Source organism: Sporosarcina sp. NPDC096371 (genome assembly GCF_044762865.1).
Classification (GTDB): domain Bacteria; phylum Bacillota; class Bacilli; order Bacillales_A; family Planococcaceae; genus Sporosarcina.
The window spans coordinates 415,791-439,100 of sequence record NZ_JBIWFE010000002.1; the positions used below are offsets into that span (position 1 = coordinate 415,791).

The 23,310-nt window shown below is 44.1% G+C and carries 29 protein-coding genes; 28 read left to right on the forward strand and 1 reads right to left on the reverse strand.

The window, feature by feature from the left end; translation table 11 throughout:
- Window positions 1–18 precede the first annotated feature (18 nt).
- The 23 genes from ACIQ0H_RS07955 (at window position 19) to ACIQ0H_RS08065 (ending at window position 19,190) form a co-directional block, all read left to right on the forward strand.
- Window positions 19–576, forward strand: a complete 558-nt coding sequence (locus tag ACIQ0H_RS07955; RefSeq protein ID WP_403413116.1) for a stage II sporulation protein R — start codon at window positions 19–21, stop codon at window positions 574–576.
- A gap of 60 nt (window positions 577–636) precedes the next feature.
- Window positions 637–1,662: an L-threonylcarbamoyladenylate synthase gene (locus ACIQ0H_RS07960; RefSeq protein WP_403413118.1), complete on the forward strand. Its 1,026-nt coding sequence runs from the start codon at window positions 637–639 to the stop codon at window positions 1,660–1,662.
- Window positions 1,663–1,781: 119 nt separating this feature from the next.
- Complete coding sequence (locus ACIQ0H_RS07965; protein ID WP_403413120.1) at window positions 1,782–2,285, forward strand: manganese efflux pump; 504 nt, start codon at window positions 1,782–1,784, stop codon at window positions 2,283–2,285.
- Between the two features lie 35 nt (window positions 2,286–2,320).
- A complete protein-coding gene (locus ACIQ0H_RS07970; protein WP_403413122.1) occupies window positions 2,321–2,767 on the forward strand; it encodes a low molecular weight protein arginine phosphatase in 447 nt (148 codons plus the stop codon).
- Between the two features lie 203 nt (window positions 2,768–2,970).
- Window positions 2,971–3,408: a ribose 5-phosphate isomerase B gene (rpiB, locus tag ACIQ0H_RS07975; RefSeq protein WP_403413124.1), complete on the forward strand. Its 438-nt coding sequence runs from the start codon at window positions 2,971–2,973 to the stop codon at window positions 3,406–3,408.
- 50 nt (window positions 3,409–3,458) lie between these two features.
- Complete coding sequence (locus tag ACIQ0H_RS07980; RefSeq protein WP_403413126.1) at window positions 3,459–4,022, forward strand: TIGR01440 family protein; 564 nt, start codon at window positions 3,459–3,461, stop codon at window positions 4,020–4,022.
- Between the two features lie 4 nt (window positions 4,023–4,026).
- Window positions 4,027–5,280 (forward strand): serine hydroxymethyltransferase, encoded by a 1,254-nt coding sequence (gene glyA, locus ACIQ0H_RS07985; protein ID WP_403413128.1) that lies wholly within the window; start codon window positions 4,027–4,029, stop codon window positions 5,278–5,280.
- 183 nt (window positions 5,281–5,463) lie between these two features.
- A complete protein-coding gene (upp, locus tag ACIQ0H_RS07990) occupies window positions 5,464–6,093 on the forward strand; it encodes a uracil phosphoribosyltransferase (protein ID WP_403413130.1) in 630 nt (209 codons plus the stop codon).
- A 19-nt stretch (window positions 6,094–6,112) separates the two neighbouring features.
- The gene (wecB, locus tag ACIQ0H_RS07995; protein ID WP_403413452.1) at window positions 6,113–7,237 is read left to right on the forward strand and encodes a non-hydrolyzing UDP-N-acetylglucosamine 2-epimerase; all 1,125 of its coding nucleotides are present in this window, start codon (window positions 6,113–6,115) and stop codon (window positions 7,235–7,237) included.
- Window positions 7,238–7,919: 682 nt separating this feature from the next.
- Window positions 7,920–8,291, forward strand: coding sequence for an ATP synthase subunit I (locus ACIQ0H_RS08000; protein WP_403413132.1), 372 nt, complete (start codon window positions 7,920–7,922; stop codon window positions 8,289–8,291).
- A gap of 91 nt (window positions 8,292–8,382) precedes the next feature.
- Window positions 8,383–9,108: a F0F1 ATP synthase subunit A gene (atpB, locus tag ACIQ0H_RS08005; RefSeq protein WP_403413134.1), complete on the forward strand. Its 726-nt coding sequence runs from the start codon at window positions 8,383–8,385 to the stop codon at window positions 9,106–9,108.
- A 66-nt stretch (window positions 9,109–9,174) separates the two neighbouring features.
- Window positions 9,175–9,399 (forward strand): F0F1 ATP synthase subunit C, encoded by a 225-nt coding sequence (atpE, locus tag ACIQ0H_RS08010; protein ID WP_403413136.1) that lies wholly within the window; start codon window positions 9,175–9,177, stop codon window positions 9,397–9,399.
- Window positions 9,400–9,553: 154 nt separating this feature from the next.
- On the forward strand, window positions 9,554–10,114 hold the full coding sequence (gene atpF / locus ACIQ0H_RS08015) for a F0F1 ATP synthase subunit B (RefSeq protein ID WP_403413138.1): 561 nt from the start codon (window positions 9,554–9,556) through the stop codon (window positions 10,112–10,114).
- Complete coding sequence (locus ACIQ0H_RS08020; RefSeq protein WP_403413140.1) at window positions 10,111–10,650, forward strand: F0F1 ATP synthase subunit delta; 540 nt, start codon at window positions 10,111–10,113, stop codon at window positions 10,648–10,650. The genes atpF and ACIQ0H_RS08020 overlap by 4 nt, the downstream gene beginning before the upstream one ends.
- Window positions 10,651–10,675: 25 nt before the next feature.
- Window positions 10,676–12,184, forward strand: coding sequence for a F0F1 ATP synthase subunit alpha (gene atpA, locus ACIQ0H_RS08025; RefSeq protein ID WP_403413142.1), 1,509 nt, complete (start codon window positions 10,676–10,678; stop codon window positions 12,182–12,184).
- 101 nt (window positions 12,185–12,285) lie between these two features.
- Window positions 12,286–13,143: an ATP synthase F1 subunit gamma gene (atpG, locus tag ACIQ0H_RS08030; protein WP_403413144.1), complete on the forward strand. Its 858-nt coding sequence runs from the start codon at window positions 12,286–12,288 to the stop codon at window positions 13,141–13,143.
- Window positions 13,144–13,353: 210 nt separating this feature from the next.
- The gene (gene atpD / locus ACIQ0H_RS08035) at window positions 13,354–14,769 is read left to right on the forward strand and encodes a F0F1 ATP synthase subunit beta (RefSeq protein WP_403413146.1); all 1,416 of its coding nucleotides are present in this window, start codon (window positions 13,354–13,356) and stop codon (window positions 14,767–14,769) included.
- 24 nt (window positions 14,770–14,793) lie between these two features.
- Window positions 14,794–15,192, forward strand: coding sequence for a F0F1 ATP synthase subunit epsilon (locus tag ACIQ0H_RS08040; protein WP_403413148.1), 399 nt, complete (start codon window positions 14,794–14,796; stop codon window positions 15,190–15,192).
- Between the two features lie 71 nt (window positions 15,193–15,263).
- On the forward strand, window positions 15,264–15,500 hold the full coding sequence (locus ACIQ0H_RS08045; RefSeq protein WP_403413150.1) for a DUF1146 family protein: 237 nt from the start codon (window positions 15,264–15,266) through the stop codon (window positions 15,498–15,500).
- A gap of 12 nt (window positions 15,501–15,512) precedes the next feature.
- Complete coding sequence (locus ACIQ0H_RS08050; RefSeq protein WP_403413152.1) at window positions 15,513–15,722, forward strand: hypothetical protein; 210 nt, start codon at window positions 15,513–15,515, stop codon at window positions 15,720–15,722.
- Between the two features lie 361 nt (window positions 15,723–16,083).
- Window positions 16,084–17,382 carry a UDP-N-acetylglucosamine 1-carboxyvinyltransferase gene (gene murA, locus ACIQ0H_RS08055; RefSeq protein ID WP_403413154.1) on the forward strand — a complete coding sequence of 433 codons (1,299 nt, stop codon included), beginning with the start codon at window positions 16,084–16,086 and terminating at the stop codon, window positions 17,380–17,382.
- A 169-nt stretch (window positions 17,383–17,551) separates the two neighbouring features.
- A complete protein-coding gene (gene spoIID / locus ACIQ0H_RS08060) occupies window positions 17,552–18,520 on the forward strand; it encodes a stage II sporulation protein D (protein ID WP_403413156.1) in 969 nt (322 codons plus the stop codon).
- Between the two features lie 10 nt (window positions 18,521–18,530).
- Window positions 18,531–19,190, forward strand: a complete 660-nt coding sequence (locus ACIQ0H_RS08065; RefSeq protein WP_403413158.1) for a peptidoglycan DD-metalloendopeptidase family protein — start codon at window positions 18,531–18,533, stop codon at window positions 19,188–19,190.
- A gap of 57 nt (window positions 19,191–19,247) precedes the next feature.
- On the opposite strand, the gene ACIQ0H_RS08070 is transcribed toward ACIQ0H_RS08065, so the two are convergent.
- Window positions 19,248–19,523: a hypothetical protein gene (locus tag ACIQ0H_RS08070; RefSeq protein ID WP_403413159.1), complete on the reverse strand. Its 276-nt coding sequence runs from the start codon at window positions 19,521–19,523 to the stop codon at window positions 19,248–19,250.
- Between the two features lie 112 nt (window positions 19,524–19,635).
- Here ACIQ0H_RS08070 and ACIQ0H_RS08075 point away from each other — a divergent pair, with 112 nt between their 5' ends.
- The 5 genes from ACIQ0H_RS08075 (at window position 19,636) to ACIQ0H_RS08095 (ending at window position 23,301) form a co-directional block, all read left to right on the forward strand.
- A complete protein-coding gene (locus ACIQ0H_RS08075; protein ID WP_403413454.1) occupies window positions 19,636–19,905 on the forward strand; it encodes a sporulation transcriptional regulator SpoIIID in 270 nt (89 codons plus the stop codon).
- A 308-nt stretch (window positions 19,906–20,213) separates the two neighbouring features.
- Window positions 20,214–21,206, forward strand: a complete 993-nt coding sequence (gene mreB / locus ACIQ0H_RS08080) for a rod shape-determining protein (RefSeq protein WP_403413161.1) — start codon at window positions 20,214–20,216, stop codon at window positions 21,204–21,206.
- Window positions 21,207–21,241: 35 nt separating this feature from the next.
- Window positions 21,242–22,081 carry a flagellar hook-basal body protein gene (locus ACIQ0H_RS08085; RefSeq protein ID WP_403413163.1) on the forward strand — a complete coding sequence of 280 codons (840 nt, stop codon included), beginning with the start codon at window positions 21,242–21,244 and terminating at the stop codon, window positions 22,079–22,081.
- A 30-nt stretch (window positions 22,082–22,111) separates the two neighbouring features.
- A complete protein-coding gene (locus ACIQ0H_RS08090) occupies window positions 22,112–22,948 on the forward strand; it encodes a flagellar hook-basal body protein (protein WP_403413165.1) in 837 nt (278 codons plus the stop codon).
- Window positions 22,949–22,971: 23 nt separating this feature from the next.
- Window positions 22,972–23,301, forward strand: a complete 330-nt coding sequence (locus ACIQ0H_RS08095) for a DNA-directed RNA polymerase subunit beta (protein ID WP_403413166.1) — start codon at window positions 22,972–22,974, stop codon at window positions 23,299–23,301.
- The last annotated feature ends 9 nt before the right edge of the window (window positions 23,302–23,310 follow it).

Genomic DNA, 23,310 nt, shown 5'->3' on the forward strand with positions numbered 1-23,310 from the left:
GTGTAGGAGGGGATAGACATGCTAACAGATTACGAGATTATAAGAAAGACAACTATATTCAATAAGGTGATGCCTTACATCGAATTCATTATTGTGCTGATCATTATTCAATCCATCATGACGCTATTTTCAGTGGGGCAGGCGGAAGATGAGCCCATTCGTTTCCGGATGCTTGCCCATTCAAATGCACCTGTCGACCAACAAGTGAAAATGGATATCCAGCAAAAGATTGAACCGCTTATCAACAAGGCGGTTACCTCATCTTTATCGGAACAAGAGTTACTGGATAACTTGGTAGCGCTTGAAAGTACCATTGTGGAAACGGCTAACGCACTGTCGAATGGACAAACGATTTCACTGGAACGAAAAAAAGCGTTGTTCCCAGCGAAGCGCTCAGGGTTCGTCATTCATCCGCAGGGGAATTACGATGCGTATATATTAACAATCGGTAGCGGGCGTGGGGATAACTGGTGGTGTTCGATCTTTCCGAAAATTTGTTTTCCAGATAAGGATGAAGAAAGTGAAGAAAAGGTTACCTTTTTCATCTGGGAGTGGATAAAAGGGCTATTTTCTTAAAGTTACTAACAATACACGTGGATAACTGACAGACAATTGTGGATAAGGGAGGTTTAGTCTGTGGAAACAGTACTTATTTTAGTGGATAAAATTCTGGATAACAAAGAAAAATATAAACAAGCTGTGGATATTTTGAAAAATGGCGGTATCGTTGCTTTTCCGACAGAGACGGTCTATGGCCTTGGAGCGCTTGCTACGGATGAGCGAGCTGTGCAGGAAATTTTCAAGGCGAAAGGGAGACCGTCCGATAATCCGCTCATTGTACATATTGGCAATAAAGAAGATGTCTCCAAGTACGCAACTGGCGTTACAGAGGATGCTGAAAAACTGATGACTGCCTATTGGCCGGGTCCACTCACTCTAGTCTTCGATAAAATACCAGGTGTGATTGCAGCGAATGTGACGCCTGGAGTTGAAACTGTCGGGATTCGAATGCCAGATCATCCTGTTGCATTGGAACTTCTTCGGGCGCTAGACGGACCGCTTGCTGCACCAAGTGCTAATCGTAGCGGGAAACCGAGTCCTACTGAAGCGGCGCATGTCTACGAAGATCTCAAAGGACAGATTCCGCTCATTTTGGATGGAGGGCAGACAGGTATTGGTGTCGAATCGACGGTGTTGGACATGACGACCAATCCGCCGTCCATTTTACGACCTGGTGGAATTACGCAAGAGATGATTGAGGAAATCATTGGTACGGTACAAGCGGGTAGTCAAGTGCCTGGTGACGAAGCACCCCGTTCTCCTGGTATGAAATATATGCATTATGCGCCGAAAGCTCCACTTTTCGTGATTTCGCCTGATGAGACAACAATCCGCGGAACGGTCAAGATGCTTCAAATGGAAGGGAAGCGAGTCGCCATCATTGGACCAGATGACTTGAACATTCCAGAAGCAGATTGGTATCTATCTGTCGGTCCAAGGAATCATAACGAAGTGATGGCTGCCCGTTTGTATGGGGCGCTACGCCAATGTGATATGACGGAAGCGGATATCATTCTTGCAGTTGAAACAGATTTGACTGGAGTGGGGACAGCCGTCATGAATCGGTTAATGAAGGCGGCAGATGGCAAACGCTTTATCTAAATTCAGCAGAATACCCCCACTTCTATAAGTGGTGGATACAGCTGGACGCAGTTGAATATGAATGACCTCCCTGGGAACCGCATAAGATGCATGGATGCGGTAACCGGGGAGGTTTTATGTTGGTAGAGTTATTTGCAGCTTTCATTACAAGCATTGATGTTTTAGTGGTATTTGCTTTCCTGCATGTGAAGAAAGGGAGATTTGCGCTGGTGCTCTGGACATCTTTTCTCAATATGGCATTTCCTTTTTTAGGTTTCGCTACGGGAGAGTTGTCGGCGCACCTTTTTACAGAGTGGAGCAGTCTGTTATCAGGCGTGTTACTTGCCTTGATTGGTATACATATGTTATTGCAAGATAATGAATCGGGGACTCCGAGTAAACAGGTACATCCCTTTGTGATTGCGCTTGCGGTCAGTTTGGATACCTTCACAGTAAGTGTTTCATTTGGTATGCTTCACATGGATAAAATTCTTTTCATTTTCCTAGCGGGAGGACTAACATTTGTCCTTTCTTATATTGCGCTTGTATTTAAAGAAAGAATGGGCATTGGTGACGGAAAAGTGATAAGAGGAATTGCGGGTATGGCTTTAGTAGGTATGGGTGTCGTGTCATGGTTTAGTTGAAGTGATGGATGGTTAAAAGGAGTAGGTGAGAAGGTATGAACATTTATTTGATATGTACAGGAAATACATGCAGAAGTCCAATGGCGGAAGCGATTCTTCGTTCCAGGGGGATAGACAATGTGAACGTTCGTTCAGCGGGGATATATGCGCAAGACGGTCAACAGATTTCACCACATGCGACCACGTTGATTGAAGAAGCCAATATGCCTCACACCCCGTGGTCTAGGATGATTTCAAGTGAGGATTTGGAGTGGGCTGATGTCGTGTTGACAATGACGGAAGCGCATAAGATGGCCCTACTGTATAGCTACCCGACAATGAAACAGAAAACATTTACATTGAAAAACTTTGTGAAATTTGGTGCGGGTGAGGATGTGCACGACCCATTTGGAGGAAATCTTGAAACATACCGGCAGACATTCGATGAGTTATCGCGAATTATCGATGTGTTAGAGCGAAGATTGATGGAGCAGCAGCCATAAAACTGAATGGCGTGGTTGCTTCTGACGCCGAAACGGCGAAAATTGTCGAGCCGCTGGATTCAACTTATCCTTGGTGAATGCCTTCTTGTTCGCTTGTGAAAGGCATCCCTAAGGCGAGAAGTAGATTCTAATGGATTTGGACTGTATTTTTCGCGGGAAAATGGTAGAATGAGTTGTGAGTAAATTAAGAAAAGAGGGACGTAATGAAGATTGCAATTTCTTCAGATCATGGCGGCAATAATCTTCGTCGTGAAATTATTAACCTGTTAGCTGAATTAAGTATTGAATATGTAGATTTTGGGCCGGATTCGAATGAATCTGTCGATTATCCGGACTTTGCATCACCTGTTGCAAATGGAGTGGCTTCGGGGAATTTTGACCGTGGCATCGTGATATGTGGAACAGGAATTGGTATGTCTATCGCTGCCAATAAAGTAAAAGGCATCCGCTGTGCACTTGTCCATGACGTTTTCAGTGCAAAAGCAACAAGAGAACATAATGATTCAAATGTCCTAGCAATGGGTGAACGCGTCATTGGTGCAGGGCATGCAAGAGAAATTGTGGCAACTTGGTTAAATACCTCATTTGAAGGTGGGCGTCACGAACGTCGCATTGGAAAATTGATGGAGCTAGAAAACTAAGTAAAGCGACGCAAGCGGCCTAGACACCATAAGAAAGCGGGTGGAGAAAAGTGGATGCTTTGAATTTATGGAAGCTTCAACTTGAACAACTGTTGGCGGAAATGGTAGAACAGGATCATCCTGTTGCGGGCACACTATTCGTCGTAGGTTGCTCAACTTCCGAAATTGCCAGTAGGCGAATCGGGACGTCCGGTGCCCTTGAAATCGGCGAGGCTCTTTATGGACCTTTGAAAGATTTTGCTGAAAAACATAAGCTTTTCCTTGCATTCCAAGGATGCGAACATATTAACCGTGCGTTGACAATCGAACGTCGTGCGGCAGAGAAATTCAATCTCGATCTTGTATCGGTCATTCCGATGCAACATGCGGGAGGTTCAATGTCTACCTATGCTTACCGTCAAATGGACGAGCCTGTAGTCGTAGAATCGATTCGTGCAAATGCAGGAATCGATATTGGACAAACATTGATTGGCATGCATCTTAAGCCAGTCGCAGTTCCTCTTCGAACGTCAATCAGTAAAATCGGAGGGGCGATTGTGACAGTTGCCACAACACGGCCAAAACTTATTGGTGGAGAGCGTGCAATCTATAAAATAGACGAAGAAGGGGAATGACAACATGGATTTGACGAACGTAAAACGTGACGATGCAGCAGTATTTGAGGCAATTATGGCGGAGAAAAATCGTCAGAATGCAAATATTGAACTAATTGCATCTGAAAACTTTGTAACAGAAGCAGTTATGGAAGCGCAAGGATCTTATTTGACAAACAAATATGCAGAAGGCTATCCTGGCAAACGCTACTACGGTGGTTGTGAGCATGTTGATGTAGTTGAAAATATCGCACGAGATCGCCTGAAAGAAATTTTTGGCGCAGCATATGCGAACGTTCAGCCGCACTCAGGCGCACAAGCGAATATGGCTGTTTACTTCGCGGTTCTTAAACCAGGCGATACAGTTCTTGGTATGAACCTTTCCCACGGTGGTCACTTGACACATGGTAGCCCAGTTAACTTCTCGGGTGAATTGTATAACTTCGTTGATTACGGTGTTGGTAAAGAAGATGAGCTTATCGATTACGAAGATGTTCGTCAAAAAGCACTTGAGCATAAACCGAAAATGATCGTCGCGGGGGCAAGTGCATATCCACGTGAAATTGACTTCGCTAAATTCCGTGAAATCGCGGACGAAGTCGGAGCATACCTATTTGTTGATATGGCGCATATTGCAGGCCTTGTTGCAGTGGGCGAGCATCCGAACCCGGTGCCACACGCACACTTTGTTACGTCAACAACGCACAAAACTTTACGCGGTCCACGCGGTGGACTAATTCTTGTTAATGAAGAATTCGCTGAGGAATTCGGCCGTAAACTTGACAAATCGATTTTCCCGGGCGTTCAAGGCGGACCCCTTATGCATGTTATCGCTGCCAAAGCAGTTGCATTCGGCGAAGCTCAAAAACCGGAATTCAAAACGTATATTCAACAAGTGAAGAGCAATGCCAAAGCATTCGGCGAAGCGCTTGTTGCTGAAGGTGTCAATATCGTTTCTGGCGGTACAGACAACCATCTTGTTCTATTAAACCTTCGTTCACTTGAAATCACTGGTAAAATTGCTGAACATGTGTTGGACGAGGTTGGTATTACTGTCAATAAAAACACGATTCCATTTGATACGGAAAGTCCATTTGTCACATCTGGTATCCGTATCGGTACACCAGCTGTAACAACTCGTGGCTTCAAAGAAGAAGAAATGAGAGAAATTGCATCAATCATTGCAAAACTTCTTAAAAACCACGAAGACGAAGCGGTTAAACAGGAAGCACGTCAGCGCGTAATCGCATTGACAGACAAGTTTCCTTTATATGCATAAGTAATCTATAGAGAATAAGCCGCTATCAAGGGATGGCGGCTTATTTTTGTGATAAGGCCTTTAGTCCAAATCAACAGAGTACTCAGTGAAAAGTTGGTTAGTGGATAGCTATGTGTTAGGCGTGCCTGAATCGCCCTACTTCTGTTATAATGAACAGGACATTCCGAAAAGGGGCGAATAAACATGCCGAAAATACACGTTTTTGATCATCCACTCATCCAACACAAACTTACGTACATACGTGATAACAGTACAGGAACAAAAGAATTCCGCGAGCTTGTCGATGAAGTGGCAACACTGATGGCTTATGAAATCACGCGCGAACTTCCACTTCAAGAAGTAGAAGTCGAAACGCCAGTTTGTAAAGCTAAATCAAATGTACTTGCAGGGAAAAAATTGGGCATCGTACCGATTTTGCGTGCAGGTATTGGAATGGTAGATGGCATTCTAAATCTTATTCCAGCAGCAAAAGTAGGTCATGTTGGGCTTTATCGTGATCCGGAAACATTGCAGCCGGTTGAATATTATGTGAAACTCCCTTCCGATGTATCGGTACGTGATTTCATTCTCGTGGATCCAATGCTTGCAACAGGCGGATCTGCAATTGCAGCGGTTAATTCATTGAAAAGCCGTGGCGCGAAAAACATCAAGTTCATGTGCTTAATCGCTGCTCCAGAAGGCGTAGAAGCATTGTCGGAAGCACACCCAGATGTGGATATCTACATCGCCGCACTTGATGAAAAACTTGATGAAAAAGGCTATATCGTTCCGGGACTTGGCGATGCAGGCGATCGACTATTCGGAACAAAATAACAAGGAAGGCGTGAATGTTTTGACAAAGAAATGGAAAGTGATGACGATTTTCGGCACGCGGCCAGAAGCTATCAAGATGGCGCCACTTGTGCTAGAACTTCAAAAGCATTCAGATGATATCGAATCGATTGTAACAGTTACAGCGCAGCATCGTGAAATGCTTGACCAAGTACTAGAAACATTTGGCATTACACCTGATTTTGATTTGAATATCATGAAGGATCGGCAAACACTTGTTGACGTGGCAACACGTGGACTTGAGGGGCTAGATCGTATTATGAAGGAAGCTAAGCCAGATATCGTGCTCGTCCACGGTGATACGTCAACGACTTTCATTGGCAGTTTGGCCGCTTTCTATAATCGAATTGCAGTTGGACATGTCGAAGCTGGACTCCGTACATGGGATAAATTCTCTCCGTATCCGGAAGAGATGAATCGCCAGCTAACGGGTATCATCGCAGATCTTCATTTTTCGCCAACAGAAAAATCAGCAAGTAATTTATTAGATGAAGGAAAACCACAAGATCGCATCTATATAACGGGTAATACAGCGATTGATGCACTGCAGACAACTGTGCGTGAACAATACTCACATCCTGTTCTAGACAAAATTGGAACGGACAAGCTCATCTTATTAACGGCACATCGTCGTGAAAACCTGGGTGAGCCGATGCGTAACATGTTCCGTGCTATTAATCGTCTACTCGAAAAACATGATGATATTCAAGTGATTTACCCAGTCCATATGAACCCGGCAGTCCGTGAAGTGGCTGACGAGCTTCTAGGGGGCAATCATCGGGTTCATCTAATCGAACCACTTGAAGTTGTTGATTTCCATAACTTTGCAGCACGTTCGCATATTATTTTAACCGATTCAGGCGGTATTCAAGAAGAAGCACCGTCACTCGGTAAACCAGTTATCGTTCTTCGCGATACGACTGAACGTCCTGAAGGCATTGAGGCGGGCACGTTGAAATTGGCAGGCACGGATGAAGATACAATCTTTAATCTGACTGACACATTACTGGTCGATACGGCGGAATATACAAAAATGGCGCATGCATCGAATCCATACGGTGACGGGCACGCTTCCGAACGTATCGTTGAAGCATTGAAAAAGTACTTAACATCTGTAGAACAATAAATTGTAAGGCGGTCGGATTGTCCCGGCCGTTTTTTTATTTGTATTGGAAATGATTAAATCTCGTACTCTAGATAAGTTACAACGTAGAGATTCGGCATCCTACCTACTTGTCAGGTCTGAACTGGCGCGTTCACTTTTGTTCTAAGCGGGGTGCGAAAGTGAAATGGAAGAAATTCAACGAAGTCGATAAGGGAATTCCCTTATTTGTCTCTGAAAATTAACGTTATACAACAATTTAGTAGCAAATTTGTCGATTGTTTGACAAAACGAACACTTTGTGAAGAATTTCACGGGAATCAATTGACATCAATTTTCGCCTATTGTATGCTTACAAAGGATAAGAATGATAGGAGTTTTTCACATAATTGAAACAGCACTACATCTGTCAGTGTTAAGATATTGCTATCATCATTATCTTGTTACGTTGAAAATGTAGGGATGCACCTAGTTGTCAATCATAGACTCCCTAGGCTCATTGCATTATTTGCCGAATCGCCTACCATTCGACTCTATTCGCACAACTTAAAGGTTCTATATTTATTCAAAGTCTTTGCTTGTATTGGGCTAGACTGTGAAACAAGGACCTCCCCCACTTTTCCGTGTGTTTGGTTTGTAACTACATGAACATGTAGCTACAATACACCGTACAATCCTAAAATACGAGTCAGGAGAATCACCTACCATGCAAACCTTGCAAGAAATTTTTAATAAGCAAAAGAGGGCTCTCTTTTTTTGTCTAGCATTGTTCGTTCTTGGTTGGGGATTTACTGATTTTAAGACAGTATTCGCGGGTTTAATCCTTGGATCACTGTTCGGATTGTATAATTTCTGGATTCTTGTCCGTAAGATGGAGAAGACTGAACAGAAGTTCGCGGAAGGCAAGCAAAGTTTATCGCTTGGGACTGTGTTACGTTTCGCATCTGGTATCGCTGCAGCTGCAATTGCGACCGCGATGCCCGAACATTTTGATCTGCTTAGTACGGTTCTCGGTTTCGGGGTACCTTACTTACTCCTACTAGTGGAGAGGATCATATACCACGTAAGACATCAATAAAGGTTTTTCGCTAGTAGCGCTTCATCACAAATGTGGGACGATACGAAAAAACTTGACTTTATTCTGGATGGACAAGGGAGGTGAACGAAAAATGGAACATGGAAATCCGTTAGTCACGGCTTTCGAAGGAACAGCATTCGAAATGACATTCAACCTGTCAAACGTCCTAATGCTATTCATAACATGTCTGATTGTTTTCCTAATCGCGATTTTCGCTACACGTAGTTTGCAGCTGAAACCGACAGGAATGCAAAACTTCTTTGAATGGGTTATGGACTTCGTCAAAGGAATTATTAAGAGTAATATGGACTGGAAAACAGGTGGTCGATTCCATGTATTAGGAATCACCCTTATCATGTTCCTCTTTGTAGCGAACGTATTAGGACTTCCAATGGCAATCTATTGGAAAGGGGACCTTTGGTGGAAATCACCGACTGCTGACCCTGTAATTACATTGACACTTGCAAGTACTGTCATTGTTCTTACACACTATTACGGTATTAAGATGGCAGGTATGAAAGAATACGGAAAAGGCTACCTTAAGCCACTCCCTTTCCTTGCACCGCTTAAAGTCGTCGAGGAATTTGCAAACACGTTGACACTTGGTCTACGTCTTTATGGTAACATCTATGCCGGTGAAGTTCTTCTAGGACTCTTGGCTGGGCTTGCAACATCGGGTACACTCGGTTTGTTTGCAGCAGTCGTACCGTCACTCGCTTGGATGGGCTTCTCGATTTTCGTCGGGGCAATCCAATCATTTATCTTCGTTATGTTGTCGATGGTCTACATGTCACACAAAGTGTCAACAGACCATTAAGCATATAATGCCCGGGTAACTGGGCGACAAAACAAAAAAAACAGGAAATCTTAGGAGGAAACAATAATGGTAGGTTCAGTTGGTCTATTAGCAGCAGCAATCGCAATCGGTTTAGGAGCTCTAGGAGCAGGTCTAGGAGCAGGTCTTGTAGTATCACGCACACAAGAAGGAATCGCACGTCAACCAGAAGCACGCGGTATTCTTCAAACAAACATGTTCGTCGGTGTTGCACTTGTTGAAGTTGTTCCGATTTTCGCAGCAGTTGTTGCATTCATCGTTATGAACAAATAAGAAGTACGAAACAGAGTAATGACATTCATTTCTCTATGGGAATTGAATCGAATGGCGAAGAACGTATTATGTAGTCCTTCGCCATTCCTTTATGTAGACAAACAAAATATCCATATTTAAAGAGACATAAGCTCTTGAAGGGAGTGAAACAATCGTGTTTTTGGATACCTTCGCCCTATTGGCAGCAGATAGTGGAGCTGCTAGTGGATTGGCAAAATTAAATAACCCAGATGGCCTTAACCTCGGCGATATTATCGTCACGGTTTCATTTTTCACGATACTCATGTTACTTCTGAAGAAGTTTGCATGGGGACCACTTATGGGCATAATGGATCAACGGGCTCAAATGATTTCAAATGAAATCGACGCAGCTGAAAAAAGTCGTTTGGAATCACAAAAACTTCTTGAAGAACAACGCGAGTTGTTGAAAGAAGCACGTGATAACGCACAATCGATTGTTGAAAATGCTCAAAAACTAGGTGAATCACAACGCGATGAATTGATCACCACTGCACGTGCAGAAGCAAACCGCATGAAAGAAGCAGCAGTGCTTGAAATTGCGACAGAAAAGGACAAAGCCGTTGCGGCAGTCCGCGAAGAATTCGTATCACTTTCCATCCTTGCAGCGTCTAAAGTTCTTGGGAAAGAAATTTCCGAAGATGATAACCGCGCATTGATTGAAGAGACGATTGCGAAGGCAGGCGAGGGCCGATGAGCCAATCGGTTGCAGCAAAACGCTATGCACTTGCATTGTTTGAACTAGCACAACAAAATGGACAAACCGCTTCAATTCAGGAAGAACTTCATGAATTGAAGAAGGTTTTCCGTGACAATAATGGGCTTGGGCTATTGCTTGAGTCTCCACGATTACCATTGGCTAAAAAGAAAGAACTGCTTGCAGACCTTTTCAAAGGAGCGAATCAGCTTATTTTGAACACGCTGTACGTCCTGCTTGACGGGAAACGCATCAACGAAGTGATTCACTTTGTCGATGAGTTCAACATATTTGCAAATGATTCGGCTGGCGTCGCTGAAGCGAAAGTGTATTCTACACTTCCGATATCAGATGAAGTAAGTCAATCTATTTCGAATGCGTTCGCACAGAAAGTCGGTAAACAGTCCTTGCGAATTGAAAATATCATCGATCCAACACTACTTGGGGGCATTCGTCTCCAAATTGGTAATCAGATTTACGACAGCAGCGTAAGCGCGAAGCTTGAGCGTCTGAAGCGGGATCTTATCGGATCATAAAACTGAAATTTGAGGGGTGACATGCATGAGCATCAAAGCTGAAGAAATCAGCGTTCTCATAAAACAGCAGATTGAAAATTATCAATCTGAGTTGAAAGTGAGCGAAGTAGGTACAGTTATCAAAATCGGTGACGGTATCGCACTAGCTCATGGCCTCGACAACGTCATGGCTGGGGAACTTCTTGAGTTCTCTACTGGTGTTCTAGGTATGGCGCAAAACTTGGAAGCGAATAACGTAGGTATCGTTATCCTTGGCCCATACACAGACATTAAAGAAGGCGATGAAGTACGTCGTACAGGTCGTATTATGGAAGTACCAGTAGGAAAAGAAATGATTGGACGCGTCGTCAATCCACTTGGGCAACCAGTTGATGGACTAGGTCCGATTGCAACAACAAAATCACGTCCAATTGAAAGTCCTGCACAAGGGGTTATGGCGCGTAAATCCGTTCATGAGCCACTTCAAACAGGTATCAAAGCGATTGATGCACTTGTGCCAATCGGTCGTGGACAACGTGAATTGATCATCGGTGACCGTCAAACAGGTAAAACTACTGTTGCCATCGATACAATCTTGAACCAAGCTGACCAAGATATGATTTGTATCTACGTAGCTATCGGTCAAAAAGAATCTACAGTTCGTGGAGTTGTTGAAACACTCCGTAAAAACGGCGCACTTGATTATACAATCGTCGTAACGGCTTCCGCTTCACAACCATCACCACTATTATTCCTTGCACCTTATGCAGGAATCACAATGGCTGAGGAATTCATGTTCGAAGGTAAACACGTTCTGATTGTTTATGATGATCTTTCTAAACAAGCAGCTGCATACCGTGAACTTTCCTTGCTACTTCGTCGTCCTCCGGGTCGTGAAGCTTATCCTGGTGACGTCTTCTATCTTCACTCCCGCCTTCTTGAGCGTGCAGCGAAGTTGAACGACACACTTGGTGCAGGTTCAATTACAGCATTGCCATTCGTTGAAACACAAGCTGGAGATATCTCTGCTTATATTCCAACAAACGTGATTTCAATCACAGATGGTCAAATCTTCCTTCAGTCTGATCTATTCTTCTCGGGTGTACGTCCAGCGATCAACCCTGGTCTTTCCGTATCTCGCGTAGGTGGTTCAGCACAGATTAAAGCAATGAAAAAAGTTGCAGGAACACTGCGTCTTGACCTTGCAGCATTCCGTGAACTTGAAGCGTTCTCTCAATTCGGATCTAACCTTGACGCTGCAACACAAGCGAAACTAGACCGTGGAGTGCGTACTGTTGAAATCTTGAAGCAAGATCTAAACAAACCATTCAAAGTAGAACAACAAGTTGTTGTGCTTTACGCGTTAACGCGTGGACACCTTGACAACATCGCAGTAAAAGATATCTTACGTTTCGAAAGTGAGATTCTAAGCTGGCTCGATACGAACCACACTGACGTATTTGATCATATTCGCAAGACAAAAGATCTTCCATCAGACGATGTAATGGTAGCAGCAATTACTGAGTTCAAGAAAATCTTCGTCTCAGCAGAATAAGTAAAGAAGGATGTAGTTCAATCCTTCCTTTAAGGAAACGTATTTGACAACAACGCCAAAACGATTCTTGATCTAAAAAACGATAAGGTGGTGAAATGTCAGTGGCATCATTACGCGATATAGAAAACCGTATTAAATCGACGAAGAAAACAAGTCAGATTACCAAAGCGATGCAGATGGTTTCTGCTTCTAAATTGACTCGTGCTGAGAACAACGCTTTAGCGTTTGTTCCATACATGGAGAAAATTCAGGAAGTTGTGGGATCAATCGCTGCGGGTACAAAAGACTCAGGTCACCCGATGCTCGTTTCTCGTCCAGTTAAAAAGACAGGATATATCGTAATTACTTCGGACCGTGGACTCGTTGGGGGCTACAATGCCAACATCTTGCGTACGGTTAAACGTGCAATCGAACAACGTCACGCGTCGAAAGACGAAGTGATGATAATTGCAATCGGACGGAAAGGTCTAGAATTTTTCCAACGTCTTGATTTCAATATTGTCGAAAGCCTCGAAGGGGTTAGTGATCATCCTACATTCAGTGAAATAAAAGACGTCGCTAATCGAGCTGTTGGCATGTTCACAGAAGGCGCGTACGATGAAGTGTACTTGTATTACAACCACTTCGTCTCCGCCATCTCAAATGAAGTGACGGAAAAGAAATTGCTTCCGCTCACGGACATCATATCGGCATCGGCAACGACTTCTTATGAGTTTGAGCCTTCAGGCGAAGCTATTCTTGAAGTGCTTCTTCCTCAATATGCAGAAAGCCTGATTTTCGGTGCATTGATTGATGGTAAGGCAAGTGAACATGCTTCTAGTATGACTGCGATGAAGACTGCATCTGATAATGCATCTGATTTAATAGATTCTTTAACACTTTCATTCAACCGTGCACGACAAGCCGCGATTACTCAACAAATTACAGAAATCGTCGGTGGCGTTGCAGCTCTAGAATAAGGTTAACTTGATTCAAGTTAAGCCTCCGGCGGATGTCAGGGATTTTGAAGGGAGTTAAGAGGAAGGCAGTCTAAGTGCGCGACGTCCTGTCGCAACGACTGCATGACCAACATCCTGTTGGCCTCAAGCACAATTCAAAATCCCGACACAATTTCGCCGAGGCGAAATTGATTATTATTGTACGGCAAAAGCAAGACAGGAGGGAAAAGTATGAATAAAGGACATGTACTTCAAGTAATGGGTCCGGTTGTTGACGTTAAGTTTGAAAACGGTCAACTTCCTGCGATCTATAACGCATTGAAGGTCCAGATTACTCGTCCAAATACTGAGGCTGAAACGTTGACACTTGAGGTCGCGCTTCACCTTGGGGACGATACTGTACGTACGATTGCAATGTCATCAACAGATGGTCTTCAACGTGGTTCCGTAGTAGATGATATGGGGTCTGCGATTTCAGTTCCAGTAGGTGACGTTACACTAGGTCGCGTATTTAACGTACTTGGAGAGATTATTGACCTTGGTGAGGAAATTCCGGCAGCAGAGCGCCGCGACCCAATTCACCGTCAAGCTCCAGTATTTGAAAACCTTTCAACGGAAGTTGAAATTCTTGAAACGGGTATTAAAGTTGTTGACTTACTTGCTCCATACATCAAAGGTGGTAAAATCGGCCTCTTCGGTGGTGCGGGTGTAGGTAAAACAGTTCTAATCCAAGAATTGATCAATAACATTGCTCAAGAACACGGCGGTATCTCGGTATTCGCAGGTGTTGGAGAGCGTACACGTGAAGGAAATGACTTGTTCTACGAAATGACAGATTCCGGCGTTATCAACAAAACAGCAATGGTATTCGGTCAAATGAACGAGCCACCTGGTGCGCGTATGCGTGTTGCACTAACTGGTTTGACAATGGCAGAATATTTCCGTGACGACAAAGGCGCGGACGTTCTTCTGTTCATCGATAACATTTTCCGCTTTACTCAAGCAGGATCTGAAGTTTCTGCACTACTAGGCCGTATGCCATCAGCGGTTGGTTACCAACCAACACTTGCAACGGAAATGGGTCAGCTTCAAGAGCGTATCACATCGACAAACGTCGGTTCTGTTACATCTATCCAAGCGATCTACGTTCCTGCGGATGACTATACGGATCCAGCTCCAGCAACGACGTTTGCTCACCTTGACGCAACGACGAACCTTGAGCGTAAACTTTCTGAAATGGGTATCTACCCAGCGGTTGACCCACTTGCATCATCTTCACGTGCACTAAGCCCGAGCATCATTGGCGAAGAGCATTATGAAGTTGCTCGTCAAGTACAACAGACGCTTCAGCGTTACCGTGAACTTCAGGATATCATTGCTATCCTAGGTATGGATGAGCTTGGCGAAGAAGACAAATTGGTTGTAGGACGCGCGCGTCGTATCCAATTCTTCTTGTCACAGAACTTCCACGTAGCAGAACAGTTCACAGGACAAAAAGGTTCTTATGTACCTGTCGCTGAAACTGTTAAAGGCTTCTCGGAAATCCTTGAAGGCCGTTACGATCACCTTCCAGAAGATGCATTCCGACTTGTTGGACGCATCGAGGAAGTTATCGAAAAAGCAAAAGGTATGGGCGTAGAGGTTTAATAAAAGGGACCAGGAGGGGAAAAAATGAAGACAATTAAAGTCAATATCGTCACTCCCGACGGCCCTGTTTGTGAAACTGATGCGAACACGATCATCGCAGCTACTGAAACAGGCGAAATAGGGATTCTTCCCGGCCACGTTGCGATGGTATCGCCTCTTAAAATTGGTGCACTTCGCCTGATAAAGGGTGACGCTACAGAGCATGTAGCTGTACACGGCGGTTTTCTTGAAGTCCGTCCAGATGTTGTTACTGTTTTAGCACAAAGTGCAGAAATGGCTTCTACTATCGATATCGCTCGTGCGCAAGCCGCAGCGAAACGTGCAGAAGAAGTGCTAAGCGCTAAAAAAGGTGACAAAGTGGCGGAACTTGAATTGAAACGTGCCATCAATCGTATCAACGTGTACGAAACAAGAAAAAAATGAGTTGATGATGGCGGACAGGGGATAAGTTTTCTTCTGTCCGTCTTTTCATCACGTCTACAGGAGATTGACGTATGTCTAGTATGTTAGCATTTCAACCATTGCTTGCGATTGTGTCGCATATTTTTTTCATAGGCGTTGCATTTTATGCTTTGCAGGCTATTATGCCAGAAAAAATCATCAAAAAAAATCGTGTGATTCAAGCACAAATTTTGTTTATTTTATTGAGTATTGCTATCGGTTGGGCCGTATCAAATTTCTTTTTGGAGATATCCTATTGGTCAGGAAGGCTTCCATTTATGTTTAACTAACTTTTCCATGAGATGAAAAATCAAACTTTTCGAACAGAACTTGGAAAGCTACATGTTATCGCCGCGTATATGACGATTCCTATATGGGGCGATGGCATGGAAATCACTACTGGTCAGTTACGGCTTGTCGTAATTGCGTCTAAATTTTGCATTGTGTTTGAGGTCTACAGGGTGAGGGGTGAACTGCATCCTTCCTTGTTGCGACAGGACGTCGCGAACTGAGACTGCCTTCCTTGAATACCTTACAAAATTTGTGACATCCGCCGGTTTAGAATGTAGAATGTTTGCGGTGGGAACTCGCTGAAAACATAACGTACTACTGGAACGTCATCAAAGAATTTCGGCGCTAGCGTTGAAATAAACATCATGTAAAAGGCTTAGTTTATATGACACAAAACGTCAAAAGTGTACATAGTATAGACTACTCAGTTGATGTTTGAGAAATAGCCCAAGCGCAACTTGTTTATTACGTGTGAGCACTGTAAAATAGGGTATGTTTTAATGGCAAATGTATGATATTGAAAATTTAGGATAGATAACTACAATATGCTTGGCTACAACACAGGAGTCGGAGGGGCTTATTTTGGATAAAATTATTATCAACGGTGGACGTGTACTGCGAGGGAATGTCCGGGTAGAGGGTGCGAAAAATGCGGTATTACCAATACTTGCAGCTGCACTACTCGCATCAGAAGGTACGAACGTGATACGTGACGTGCCAAATCTTTCAGACGTTGGAACGATTAATCAAGTATTGAAAAGTTTGAATGCCGCTGTGGAGCATTTCCCAGAAAAAGATCAAGTAATCATTGATTCATCGGACACATTGTCTAGTGAAGCCCAATTTGAATATGTACGAAAAATGCGTGCGTCCATTCTTGTAATGGGGCCGTTACTTGCACGTAATGGTTTCGCAAGGGTAGCGTTACCAGGAGGCTGTGCCATCGGGTCACGTCCAATTGATCAACACCTAAAAGGCTTTGAAGCAATGGGTGCAGAAATCACATTCGGTCATGGACATGTCGAGGCAAAAGCAGAAGGTGGCTTGAAAGGCGCTAAAATCTATCTTGATTTCCCAAGTGTGGGTGCAACTGAAAACATCATAACGGCAGCTGCATTGGCTAAAGGGACAACAATCATTGAGAATGCCGCGAAAGAACCTGAAATTGTCGACCTTGCGAACTTCATCAACGAAATGGGTGGTAAAGTTGTTGGGGCTGGTACTGATACGATTCGAATCGAAGGCGTCAAGAAATTAGTTGGCACAACGCATCATATTATACCGGATCGTATCGAAACAGGTACTTTCATGGTAGCAGCTGCGATTACAGGTGGCGATGTGATTATTGACAACGCTGTTCCTGAACACAATGCCGCGTTAATTTCAAAATTGGAAGAGATGGGTGTCGTTGTTACAGAATTGGATGAAGGTGTTCGGATTACTGCAGAACTTCCATTGAAATCTGTTGATTTGAAGACAATGCCTCATCCAGGTTTCCCAACGGATATGCAGTCCCAAATGATGGCGCTATTGCTAACAGCAACGGGCACAGGTGTCCTAACAGAGACTGTTTTTGAAAATCGCTTCATGCATGTCGAAGAGTTTCGTCGGATGAACGGATCCGTTAAAATCGAAGGAAGATCAGTTATCATAACAGGACCATCTAAACTACAAGGTGCCGAGGTAGCAGCAACAGATCTACGTGCAGCTGCAGCGCTTATCCTAGCCGGTTTGATGGCAGAAGGCGTTACGCGTGTAACGGAACTATCACATCTTGATCGTGGCTATGTGAACTTCCACGGCAAGCTTGCAGCACTTGGAGCGGATATCGTTCGTGTTTCACCTGAAACGCAAACTGAAAAAACGGTTCAACATATTTAATTAAATAGGTAATCGCTTAAAAAGGCTGTAGACTAATCGCTACGGCCTTTTTGCTGTTTCGTTGAATATTACAGCCTTGACGCACATTGCAGATGTTGGAGAGGTTAATTCCACAACTTTAATGGGTAAAATATAAGCATAAATCCAACCAACCTTCATATAATGAACCATGGACAAACTACTAGCCGCTTTATTCATCATACTCTTGTTTTTTATCCCCGTTTTGTTGAAACAGTCGCCGGACATTAACCAAAAGGTTGAAGAAACGAAGGAAGAACTTTGTCCAGTAATGATTACGGTTGAGGGTATGGACAAGCCGATTCCACTGGAGGATTACGTTATCGGAGTTGTTGCGGCTGAAATGCCAGCTACATTCTCGGAGGAAGCATTGAAAGCACAATCGATTGCTGCTCGTACGTATGCGCTACGTACGACCGATTACGGTAACAAAATAATTGCTGCGGATGTTTCTGCTCAGGTTTTTTCCAACGAAGAGAAGCGTAAAGAACGATGGAAGAAAGAATTCAAGCGCAACGAGAAGAAGGTGCGTGCAGCGGTAGAGGCCACTGCGGGGAATACGCTTGTGTATGAAGACGAGATGATAACGGCCATGTTTTTTTCCACATCGAATGGCAAGACAGAGACAGCGGAAAACTTCAGTGGCAGTGATATTCCCTATTTACAAAGCGTTGACAGTCCTGGGGAGGAGGACGTTGCACCAGAGGTCGAACGAAAGTTAAAAATAGCATTAGCCGAATGGAATAAAAAGATGGGCACTACATGGAATGCTGAGCTGTTCAAATCATTACAACTGGTCAGAAATCCGACAGGGCGTGTGCAAAAGGCTGTGACTACCGGATTCGAAGTCAGCGGTCGAGAAATGCGCGATTTGTTGGGACTTGCATCCACAGACTTCGATATTGCCTATGACGTTACCAATGAGATTGTGCATGTGACTACTATGGGTTACGGTCATGGCGTTGGGATGAGCCAATACGGAGCGGAGGCATACGCTCAGAAAGGATGGACCGCTGAAGAGATTCTTTTACACTACTATACCGGCACGCAAATAAAAAAGTTCACATTAGTTGATTCCAAATGTTTAAAAACTCCTTCACTTGCAAACAATAGCGAGTGAGGTGATGATAATGCGAGAAGAAAAACCGAAAGCCCCTTCTCAGAAGAACAAAAGTGCAAAAACAAAAAGCTGGTTTTGGCCTGTAGTCTATTCGGGTATCGCAATCGTCTTCGTCGGCATGATCTGGGGTTATAATGCATTTATGACGGAAGATTCCCCGGGGCTTGCTGGCGTAGGTGAAAAGGATGGACAGGAGACACCAATCGTGGTAACGAACGCGGCAAATGAAACGCTTAAGTATCCATTTGCCGAAGCAGTCTTAGATGACGTAGTCATCGTACAAGACTACTACGACACGAAAGCGGACCAAGCATCACGCGAAAGTGCTTTGCTTGTCTTCAACCAGCAGTATGTGACAAATAAGGGCGTATCCATCTCCGTTCAAGGAGAGCCGTTCGAAGTTGTCGCAGCACTAAGTGGAAAGGTAGAATCGGTCGTACTGGACCCATTCATGGGTGATCAAATCACTCTAACCCACGCAGACGGATTAACAACAGTGTATCGTTCTGTCACGGATGTCCTAGTCAAAGAAGGCGATGAAGTAAGTCAAGGCGAATCGCTCGCTACTTCTACAGCAAACGATTGGAATGCAACAGCAGGTATTCATTTACTTTTTGAAATTAAGCAGGATGGCGTAGCCATCAACCCACGTTCTAAACTTGGATTCTAATTGAGCAGTGCCTAATACGATTAGGCAGTGCCATTCGGTGCCAGTTATTGATTCGATTCAAGCCCTTTGAATTGTATCACCAACTGGCTCCTTTTTTATATTGTGGCGTAGTTTGCCTGGTTTGTTGGAAACTTCGGCGATTTTGTTGTAGGCATCGTGCGATTGGTTGTATGCTTTCTTGGTTTTGTTGTATGCTTCAGTGATTTCATTGTAGACCTCCACGTTTGTTGTATACTTCGTCGATTTCGTTGTAGACATCGAGTGATTGGTTGTACGCTTACGTGATTTCGTTGTACACTTCCCGCAGTTCGTCGAAAGCATTCGTGATTTCATTGCCCACATCCGCACGCTAATTCCTTACTTCAAGAAACCTCTACACGCATATCCCATAAAAGGGGCGCATAGAATAAAGGAAGAATCGGAGTTGACAGGAAAGGAAGAGGGCGTGCACGAGCAAATACGGAGGCGATGCGTGCGTCTCGGCAAAATGTTGCTGGACACTGGACTTACCGTACGGGCGCTAGCGAAAGCGACGGGCTATTCGAAAAGCACAGTCCACAAAGATTTAACAGAACGTTTACCTAATGTCGATGTGGCGCTATCGGAAGAAGTCGCAAAAATTCTTGCCTATCATAAGTCTGTCAGACATTTACGCGGTGGCGAGGCTACAAGAGTCAAATGGATGAATGAAATGAAGAAAGTAGGAAGCAATTAAGCAAGCAGACGGTTTCGCAAGCAATATTGCGATCCGTCTTTTATTATGCCCAAAGTTCGGAAATCATACGTTCAGGTCATAAGTCTGCTTAACAAGGAGATAGTGTACGGTATTCCACCTCAGAATGCGAGGTTGTAAATCCACCCTCTGGTTGTTGCATTTGAGTAGGATTGTTGGGTTTTTCTATATACATTTAAATGGTTCTAAAGTATGTTCAATTTTATGTAACTATGGTAAAATTATTAGTTAGGAGAGTATACATAACACGGTAATATTCGATGATCCAGGTGGAAGGGGAAACACAAATAATGTTTGCAAAAGATATTGGAATCGACCTCGGTACAGCCAACGTCTTGATTCACGTAAAGGGAAAAGGGATCGTTTTAAACGAACCATCAGTCGTAGCCATCGACAAGCACACGAACAAAGTGCTGGCAGTCGGGGAAGAAGCAAGACAAATGGTAGGTAGAACGCCAGGTAATATTATCGCTATTCGACCATTAAAAGACGGTGTTATCGCAGACTTTGACATTACAGAAGCTATGTTAACTCATTTTATTAATAAATTAGATGTTAAAGGATTTTTATCAAAACCTCGAATTCTTATCTGTTGCCCCACTAATATTACAAGCGTCGAGCAAAAAGCAATCCGCCAAGCAGCGGAAAAATCGGGCGGCAAGAAAATCTACCTTGAAGAAGAACCAAAAGTTGCAGCAATTGGTGCAGGGATGGATATTTTCCAACCGAGCGGCAATATGGTAATTGACATCGGCGGTGGGACGACAGATGTCGCCGTTCTATCGATGGGAGACATTGTAACCTCGCAGTCCATCAAAGTAGCAGGGGATACATTTGACAACGACATTACACAATACATTAAACGGCAATATAAATTACTAATTGGGGAACGGACTTCGGAAAACATCAAATTCACCGTCGGTACAGTTTTCCAAGGCGGTCGTAAAGAGCAGATGGATATCCGGGGACGTGACATGGTGACAGGTCTTCCACGTACAATTACGATCCATTCTGATGAAATTGGTGAGGCACTGAAAGAATCCATTTATATCATTGTACAGGCAGCCAAAACGGTTTTGGAGCAAACACCGCCGGAACTGTCTGCTGACATTATCGATCGTGGTGTATTCCTTACCGGGGGCGGAGCATTATTACATGGCATCGACCAGCTTCTCGCTGAAGAACTAAAAGTACCGGTATTTATTTCAGACAATCCACTCGATTGCGTTGCGATTGGGACAGGTATTCTATTGGACAACATCGACAAAATTGCGAATCGATAAAGTAAAACAATTATACTGGAAGAGGTGGCGGACACATGTTCCGTGGATTTTATACAGCAGGATCAGGAATGATTGCCCAACAACGTCGAACAGAAATGTTAGCGAATAACTTGGCAAATGCGAATACGCCGGGTTTTAAGGCAGAACAGTCATCCATTCGATCATTTCCAGAAATGTATCTGTCAAGCATCAACTCGGCGCGTATCCCTACGAAAGATGGTTTACAGCTGAAGGGTCTATCGCCAGTGGGTGAGCTTTCAACGGGTGTCTATATGCAAGAGACATTGCCATTGTTTACGCAGGGGCAATTACGTGAAACAGAGCTTACTACGGACGTGGCACTTATCGACGGCCTTCTACCAGTTGACAATGAAACAGGTACTGCAGGTGCAATCTTTTTTAGACTGGAAGATGCCAATGGTGGCGAACAGTATACAAAAAACGGTAACTTCACAGTTGATCCAAGTGGCTATTTGACGAATGCACAAGGTTACTACGTGCTGGATAACACTGGTCAGCGAATTGCCTTGCGCAATGATGATATTCATATCACGCAAGAGGGTGTGATTATGGATGGTGAAAATGCTGTAGCGACACTTGGCATTTCATTTGCGCAGCGCCCCGATACACTTCTTAAACAGGGCAATGGACTATTCGTGACAGAAGGTGGCGAAAACCTTCAGAATGCTAGGGCTGTTGCAGGTGTTACCTTTTCGACGCAGCAAGGTTATCTAGAAGGATCGAACGTGGATGCCGGACAGGCGATGACGGATATGATGACTGCGTATCGTGCATTTGAGGCCAACCAAAAAATGCTTCAAGCCTATGACCGAAGCATGGAAAAAGCGGTAACAGAAATCGGACGCGTCAACTGACAACTAGCAATTTGAAAGGGGCCGACAAGCATGTTACGCACAATGACGACGGCGACAAATACGTTAAATCAATTGCAACAGCAACTTGACATAATCGGGAATAATCTCGCGAATTCAGCAACGCATGGCTATAAATCGAGCGATGCAAAATTTCATGAACTACTCTACCAACAATTTAATAATGACAAGGCAGATACAGCACCACGCCAATCACCAACAGGGATTCGCTACGGTTCAGGTGCTGTTCTTGGACAAGCACAAATGAATTGGAAAGTCGGGACATTGCAATCTACACAACGCGAACTTGACTTTGCATTGATTGAACCTAAGCAATACTTCAATATTCTTATGCCAGGTGATGGCGGGGAACAAACTGTTTATACGCGCCAAGGGAACTTTTACGTTTCCCCAATCGCAAATGGACAAGGGATGCTCGTCAATGCTGATGGGTATCCAGTGGCTAATAGTGATGGATTGCCGATTACGTTTACGGACGACATTACGAAGTTTTCCGTTAATGCGAGTGGTACACTTGAAATGACACATACTAATGGCAACGTGGAAATGGTCGAGCTAGGCATTACGGTCATGGAGCGTCCTAATTTAATGCAACGTCTATCAGCTACGAACTTTGGAATACCTGGTAACTTAGCTGACCTTGGTGTCACACAACAAGAAGTGTTGACGGACCTCCGTGGTGCCGCAAGAAACCAAGTAGGCATAGAGGCTGGCGCGCTTGAAGCATCCAACGTTAACTATGAGAAAGAAATGACGGACCTCATCACTGTTCAACGCTCTTACCAATTCAATGCGCGAACAGTCACACTTGCGGATCAGATGTTAGGTCTGATTAACGGCATACGATGAAGTTCCGGTAGGGAGCACTTGATATGACAGAAGAAAAACGAAATAGTCCAAGGCGACGGGGAGTAGCGGCGCCGGAGACGACAACACAGTTTGAAACGCGCTCATCACGCAAAGGGTACAAGAAGCGCAATGTGGAAAAAGAGAAAGTCGCATCCGAAAAACGCTTGTGGGTGCAAGTTCGTCTTCTACCAATTTGGTTGCGCGTGCTACTTGTCCTTGTGCTGCTTGCGGGGGCGGCGTTACTGGGTGCCACGATAGGCTATGGTTACATTGGCGATGGTAAACCAGCAGATATTCTTCAAAAAGAGACCTGGACCCATATCCTCGATATCATGAACGGAAAAGAGTCGTAAAGGCTCTTT

What these genes read in the sequence shown, in the direction of transcription:
- ACIQ0H_RS07955 (WP_403413116.1), top strand. Translation starts at nt 19, where the DNA reads ATGCTAACAGATTACGAGATTATAAGAAAGACAACTATATTCAATAAG.
- ACIQ0H_RS07970 (WP_403413122.1), top strand. Translation starts at nt 2,321, where the DNA reads ATGAACATTTATTTGATATGTACAGGAAATACATGCAGAAGTCCAATG.
- rpiB (WP_403413124.1), top strand. Translation starts at nt 2,971, where the DNA reads ATGAAGATTGCAATTTCTTCAGATCATGGCGGCAATAATCTTCGTCGT.
- glyA (WP_403413128.1), top strand. Translation starts at nt 4,027, where the DNA reads ATGGATTTGACGAACGTAAAACGTGACGATGCAGCAGTATTTGAGGCA.
- upp (WP_403413130.1), top strand. Translation starts at nt 5,464, where the DNA reads ATGCCGAAAATACACGTTTTTGATCATCCACTCATCCAACACAAACTT.
- ACIQ0H_RS08000 (WP_403413132.1), top strand. Translation starts at nt 7,920, where the DNA reads ATGCAAACCTTGCAAGAAATTTTTAATAAGCAAAAGAGGGCTCTCTTT.
- atpB (WP_403413134.1), top strand. Translation starts at nt 8,383, where the DNA reads ATGGAACATGGAAATCCGTTAGTCACGGCTTTCGAAGGAACAGCATTC.
- atpE (WP_403413136.1), top strand. Translation starts at nt 9,175, where the DNA reads ATGGTAGGTTCAGTTGGTCTATTAGCAGCAGCAATCGCAATCGGTTTA.
- ACIQ0H_RS08020 (WP_403413140.1), top strand. Translation starts at nt 10,111, where the DNA reads ATGAGCCAATCGGTTGCAGCAAAACGCTATGCACTTGCATTGTTTGAA.
- atpA (WP_403413142.1), top strand. Translation starts at nt 10,676, where the DNA reads ATGAGCATCAAAGCTGAAGAAATCAGCGTTCTCATAAAACAGCAGATT.
- atpD (WP_403413146.1), top strand. Translation starts at nt 13,354, where the DNA reads ATGAATAAAGGACATGTACTTCAAGTAATGGGTCCGGTTGTTGACGTT.
- ACIQ0H_RS08040 (WP_403413148.1), top strand. Translation starts at nt 14,794, where the DNA reads ATGAAGACAATTAAAGTCAATATCGTCACTCCCGACGGCCCTGTTTGT.
- ACIQ0H_RS08045 (WP_403413150.1), top strand. Translation starts at nt 15,264, where the DNA reads ATGTCTAGTATGTTAGCATTTCAACCATTGCTTGCGATTGTGTCGCAT.
- ACIQ0H_RS08050 (WP_403413152.1), top strand. Translation starts at nt 15,513, where the DNA reads ATGAAAAATCAAACTTTTCGAACAGAACTTGGAAAGCTACATGTTATC.
- spoIID (WP_403413156.1), top strand. Translation starts at nt 17,552, where the DNA reads ATGGACAAACTACTAGCCGCTTTATTCATCATACTCTTGTTTTTTATC.
- ACIQ0H_RS08065 (WP_403413158.1), top strand. Translation starts at nt 18,531, where the DNA reads ATGCGAGAAGAAAAACCGAAAGCCCCTTCTCAGAAGAACAAAAGTGCA.
- ACIQ0H_RS08070 (WP_403413159.1), bottom strand. Translation starts at nt 19,523, where the DNA reads ATGAAATCACGAATGCTTTCGACGAACTGCGGGAAGTGTACAACGAAA.
- mreB (WP_403413161.1), top strand. Translation starts at nt 20,214, where the DNA reads ATGTTTGCAAAAGATATTGGAATCGACCTCGGTACAGCCAACGTCTTG.
- ACIQ0H_RS08085 (WP_403413163.1), top strand. Translation starts at nt 21,242, where the DNA reads ATGTTCCGTGGATTTTATACAGCAGGATCAGGAATGATTGCCCAACAA.
- ACIQ0H_RS08090 (WP_403413165.1), top strand. Translation starts at nt 22,112, where the DNA reads ATGTTACGCACAATGACGACGGCGACAAATACGTTAAATCAATTGCAA.
- ACIQ0H_RS08095 (WP_403413166.1), top strand. Translation starts at nt 22,972, where the DNA reads ATGACAGAAGAAAAACGAAATAGTCCAAGGCGACGGGGAGTAGCGGCG.